The organism is Campylobacter sp. BCW_6464, from assembly GCF_001762775.1.
Taxonomy (GTDB): Bacteria; Campylobacterota; Campylobacteria; order Campylobacterales; family Campylobacteraceae; genus Campylobacter_D; species Campylobacter_D jejuni.
Map to the genome: position 1 here is coordinate 1 of NZ_MJXM01000056.1, position 4371 is coordinate 4371.

Annotated in this window: 10 protein-coding genes; all 10 read left to right on the forward strand. The window is 31.2% G+C overall.

From position 1 onward, the window contains the following. Nucleotides 1-4: 4 nt before the first annotated feature. Complete coding sequence (locus AJ885_RS07140; RefSeq protein ID WP_070276122.1) at nucleotides 5-394, forward strand: YcbK family protein; 390 nt, start codon at nucleotides 5-7, stop codon at nucleotides 392-394. Between the two features lie 10 nt (nucleotides 395-404). Continuing rightward, nucleotides 405-746: a hypothetical protein gene (locus AJ885_RS07145; RefSeq protein WP_002827119.1), complete on the forward strand. Its 342-nt coding sequence runs from the start codon at nucleotides 405-407 to the stop codon at nucleotides 744-746. After that, nucleotides 743-991 (forward strand): hypothetical protein, encoded by a 249-nt coding sequence (locus AJ885_RS07150; protein WP_070280988.1) that lies wholly within the window; start codon nucleotides 743-745, stop codon nucleotides 989-991. The genes AJ885_RS07145 and AJ885_RS07150 overlap by 4 nt, the downstream gene beginning before the upstream one ends. Further along, the gene (locus AJ885_RS10690; protein ID WP_002790262.1) at nucleotides 978-1100 is read left to right on the forward strand and encodes a hypothetical protein; all 123 of its coding nucleotides are present in this window, start codon (nucleotides 978-980) and stop codon (nucleotides 1098-1100) included. Before AJ885_RS07150 ends, AJ885_RS10690 begins: the two co-directional genes overlap by 14 nt. A 2-nt stretch (nucleotides 1101-1102) precedes the next feature. After that, nucleotides 1103-1417 carry a phage holin family protein gene (locus AJ885_RS07155; protein WP_002784492.1) on the forward strand — a complete coding sequence of 105 codons (315 nt, stop codon included), beginning with the start codon at nucleotides 1103-1105 and terminating at the stop codon, nucleotides 1415-1417. After that, nucleotides 1417-2049, forward strand: a complete 633-nt coding sequence (locus AJ885_RS07160) for a phage baseplate assembly protein V (protein ID WP_070280992.1) — start codon at nucleotides 1417-1419, stop codon at nucleotides 2047-2049. Before AJ885_RS07155 ends, AJ885_RS07160 begins: the two co-directional genes overlap by 1 nt. An 8-nt stretch (nucleotides 2050-2057) precedes the next feature. Next, a complete protein-coding gene (locus AJ885_RS07165) occupies nucleotides 2058-2249 on the forward strand; it encodes a hypothetical protein (protein ID WP_070276118.1) in 192 nt (63 codons plus the stop codon). Beyond that, nucleotides 2246-2536 carry a GPW/gp25 family protein gene (locus AJ885_RS07170; RefSeq protein ID WP_070276117.1) on the forward strand — a complete coding sequence of 97 codons (291 nt, stop codon included), beginning with the start codon at nucleotides 2246-2248 and terminating at the stop codon, nucleotides 2534-2536. The genes AJ885_RS07165 and AJ885_RS07170 overlap by 4 nt, the downstream gene beginning before the upstream one ends. Continuing rightward, nucleotides 2533-3699, forward strand: a complete 1167-nt coding sequence (locus tag AJ885_RS07175) for a baseplate J/gp47 family protein (protein ID WP_070280994.1) — start codon at nucleotides 2533-2535, stop codon at nucleotides 3697-3699. Before AJ885_RS07170 ends, AJ885_RS07175 begins: the two co-directional genes overlap by 4 nt. A 97-nt stretch (nucleotides 3700-3796) precedes the next feature. Continuing rightward, nucleotides 3797-4371 (forward strand): phage tail protein I (locus AJ885_RS07180; RefSeq protein WP_070280995.1); only part of this gene is annotated, 575 nt, incomplete at its 3' end.

Below are 4371 nucleotides of genomic sequence, written 5' to 3' on the forward strand. Positions count from 1 at the left end.
GAAAATGAAAAATAACCCTTATTTTAAAGAAAGCGAATTTAAATGTAAATGCGGCAAATGTGAATTGCCTCAAAATGTACCAAGTGATGAGCTTATAGACATTCTTTGTGAAATCAGAGAACATTACAATGCTCCTGTTATTATAAATAGTGGATATCGCTGCAAAGAGCATAATGCAGAGATTGGTGGAGCCCCTAAAAGCCAACACACTATAGGAAGTGCAGCGGACTTTGTGGTTAAAGGAGTTAAAACAGAAGAAGTTCATCAATATGTTTTAAACACCTATGGCGAAAGAGGTTTAGGGATTGCTATAAAACATAATTTTAATGATCCTTATGCTGGGTTTGTACATTTAGACACTAGAGGCAAAAAAGCAAGATGGACTTATCCATAAGGAAAAGATTGTGTTTAGTTTTATTTTATCAAGGTTTTTAAGTCCTTCAAAAATAGCTTTTTTTGTTCTAATTGCTCTTTGTGGTTTTTTATATTTAAAAAACAATGCTTTAGCTTTAGAAAATGAAAATCTAAAACTTAAAGCTTTGCATTTTAACAATGAAATCAATGTTTTTAAAGATAAATTAGCCCAGCAAAATAAAGCTATTGATAAATTAAAACTTGATTTAAAGCCCAAAGAGACTTTAAAAGAAGTTTTAAAAGTGGATAAGGTTTTTATTAAAGATAAAAGCTGTGAGAGTGAACTTAAAGCTTATAAAGAATTATTTAATATTTTAGGAGCAAAAAAGTGAATGATAAAATGAGAATTTTCCTATTAATTATACCTTTTGTTTTTTTAAGCGCTTGTGCTTCTAAAGATATTTTGATTAAAACTGAAATCAAAGAAGTTAAAGTTCCTATTAAATGCCCTTTAAAACTTCCTTTAAAGCCTTTAGACAAACAAGACTTAGAAAGTGCTAAAGAAATCTCTAAGTATTACTTAGAAGTTGAAAATATAGCCAAGCTTTGCACAGGAGAGAAAGATGAAAGAAAATAATAAAATGATAAATCAAAAAAGCATTGCAAAAGATCTTCTTATAGCTCTTTTGTTTTCAACTTTTGCATTAGCTTTATTATATTTATTTGAAATTTTTACAAGGAACTAGCAATGAAATTAGAAGATATATTTGTATATATGGTTTTAATGATAGTAAGCTTTATAGCTGGACTTGTAGGAATTGTAACAAAAAATAAATTAAGCAAAGCTCTTAATTTAAAAGGTAAATTTACACTCTTTTTAAAAGGTATGCTAGGTTCTATGTTTGTAGCATATCTAGTTTTTGAAATTGTAAATTATCTTAATTTTGGCATAAAACTTAGCGTTGCAGTGGGCGGTTTTGCAGCTTATATGGGGACAGATGCATTGCTTAAAATTGAGCAACTTGTAGAAAAGTTAATTAATAAAAAAATGGAAAAACTATAATGAACGAACTTGGCATCATTTGCGACATTAAAGACAATAAAGCTAAGGTTGCTATTGGAGAAATGGTAACGGATTTTTTAAGTGTTTTTCAAAGTCTAGCTAATTCTTATGCAGTGAGCTTTTCTCCTTTAAGAATAGGAGAGCAAGTATTAGTTATACCTGTGCGTGGGGATTTAAATAGTGGAGTTATTTTGCGTGGGCTTTACCAAGAAAAACATAGAGCAAAAAACACAGATGAGAATACTTTTAATATAGATTTTGAAGATGGAACGCATTTAGAATACAACTCTAAGAGTAGCACTTTAAAACTTGATGTGGTTAAAAATATAAATATCACTTGTGTAGATAAAATCACCCATAACCAAAACAACACCTTAAATACTAAAAATCATACTACAAACGCTAATACCATAACGCTTAATGCTCCAAGTATTAATTTAAATGGTAATACTCAAATTGCAGGAGCAATTTCTACAAGTGGCGAAGGTGGGGCAAGTGGTACTTTTAGCATAAAAGGAAATTTAAACTTAATAGGCAATTTACAAGTTAGCGGAAATATAAGCGATAGCAAAGGTGATTTAACAAATCATACCCATTCTTGTACTTGTGGTGCCACAGCTTCGCCAAGATAGGAAAAACTATGAAAGAATTATTTTTGCTTTTATTTTCATTAGTCTTTTTTATGCTCTTTTGCATGGGGGCATTTTATGCTTTTTTAAACCTAAACTTTTTTATCAAAAGCATTTTTATAGGCTTTTTTATAGCTTTTACATTTTTAGGATTTTCTCAAATGCTAGAAAACATTTTTGAGTTTTACAAAGGATTAAAATGAATTACATGGTAAGCATCGAAGAAAGTATCAAAGACATTTTAATCACTCCTTTAGGCTCAAGAGTAATGAGACCAGAATATGGTTCTTTACTTTTTACACTCATAGATAGAAAAATCGATGATGATTTTAAGATAAAGCTTACTAGATACACTGCAGAAGCAATTTCAAAGTGGGAAAAAAGAGTAAAGCTAAAAGGTGTGAGACTTAATGAGTGTAAAGACAATAAATTAAGCATTACCTTGCTTTTTGAAAATTATGGGGATTTAACCATGGAGCTAGGCAAATGAGTGAGCTTTTAAGTGCAAATGATAGCTATTTTAAACAAAGCTTTTTAAAGGATATCCCTTATCCACAAATCATAGAAGAGCTTGATTATGAAAAGCTTTTAAAAGCCTATGAAGAACTTTTTAAAAGCTTTTTAAAAGATAATGTAGAGCTTTTAGAATCTGATCCTTTTAAAGCCATTTTAGAAGCTTTAGCTTATAGAGAAATGATAATAAGAGCAAGAATTAATGAGAGTATAAAAGCAACTTATCTTCATTATGCAAAGGGAAGTGATTTAGATAATGTAGTAGCTAATGGCTATTTGATACAAAGGCTTAAAGGGGTTAAGCCCACAGCTAAAGTAGAGTTTGAATTAAATACCTTACTTACTTATGATGTCATCATCCCAAAAGGTGCAATTTTTTCAAATGAAAAAGCAGACCTTGCCACTTTAAAAGAAGAAGTGGTGATTAAAAAAGGGCAAAGTAAAGCACAAGGTATTTTAGAACTTGATGAATTTATTCAAAGCAAAGAAAGTAAAACCGAGTTTTTACAAACCCCACTGCCTTTTGTGGCTAAGATTAAACAACTAGAATATTTTAGTGGTGGAGCCAGTGAAGAAAGCGATGAAGCCTTAAGAGAAAGGGCTGTAATGAGTGTACATCGCTTTTCAACCGCAGGAAGTGAAAAAGGCTATATCTATCACGCTTTAAGCGCAAGTGCAAAAGTAGCCTCCATAAAAGCTTTAAACAATGGAGCAGGAAAAGTAAGAGTTATCATTAAAAGCGAAGATGAATTAAGCGTTAATGTGGTTAAAGAGTATTTAAGTGCGGATGAGCGAAGACCTTTAACTGATGAAGTAAATGTAGAATTAGCTAAAAAAAGAGAGTTTATCGTAGATGCCAAACTTTTGCTTTTAGAATTAAGCCGTGCTAATGAAATAAGTGAAAAGATTAATGCTTTGCAAAAGGACTTTGATTTAAGTGTGGATTTAGCACTGGGATTTATTTACAAATGTCTTCATCAGGACGGAGTTTATAAAAGCGAAATTTTAAGCATTAAAGAAAAAATCATAAATGAAGAAGAGCAAGAATTAAAAGACTTGCCCTTAGAAAATATAATAATAGCTGATGATGAGTTTGCAACCCTTAGCTTTTTGCTTAGCTATGAAAAGGCAGTACTATGAAGGGGCATTGCGTAGCAATGGGTCGGGAAGCCTTCAGTAAAAGCGACTTTGGGCGAACTTCGTTTGCACAAAGTGATAGCATAAAAAAGGCGGTGCTATGAATACACTAATACTAAACCACCATCCAAAACAAAGCAAAGCCATTGATTTAAGTGCAAAGGCAAGATTTGAAGATTTAAATTTAGCTAGTATCACAAATCTAGCTCTAAATTGCGATGAAAGATTATTGCCAATTTTAGCCAATGCTTATGATGTAAGTATTGATGGTTTAAATGAAAAAGAAGCAAGAAAGCTAATATCTAAAGCCTTGCTTTTAGATAGATACAACGGCACAACTTGGGCTATAAAAGAAGCTTTAAGAGCCGTATTTCCTACTGCAGTGGTTAAAGAGTGGTTTAATTATGGTGGAAAGCCTTATTTTTTTAAAGTTAAAGTAAGCACAACTAATGTTAGCTTTGATGAAAGAACGCTTAATACTTTAGAAAGACTAATTTATGATTTTAAAAATGTTAGAAGCGTTTTAGAAGCAATTGAAATAGAGATTGAAAGTAAAAATGATAGTTTTAATGCTAGTGTAGAAATAAGTGGAGAAACTATAGAAATCTTACCTTTTCAAACCACGCAAATTGAAAACAATCAGAAACCAAGTTTAAATGCAATGGGTGTTTTTAT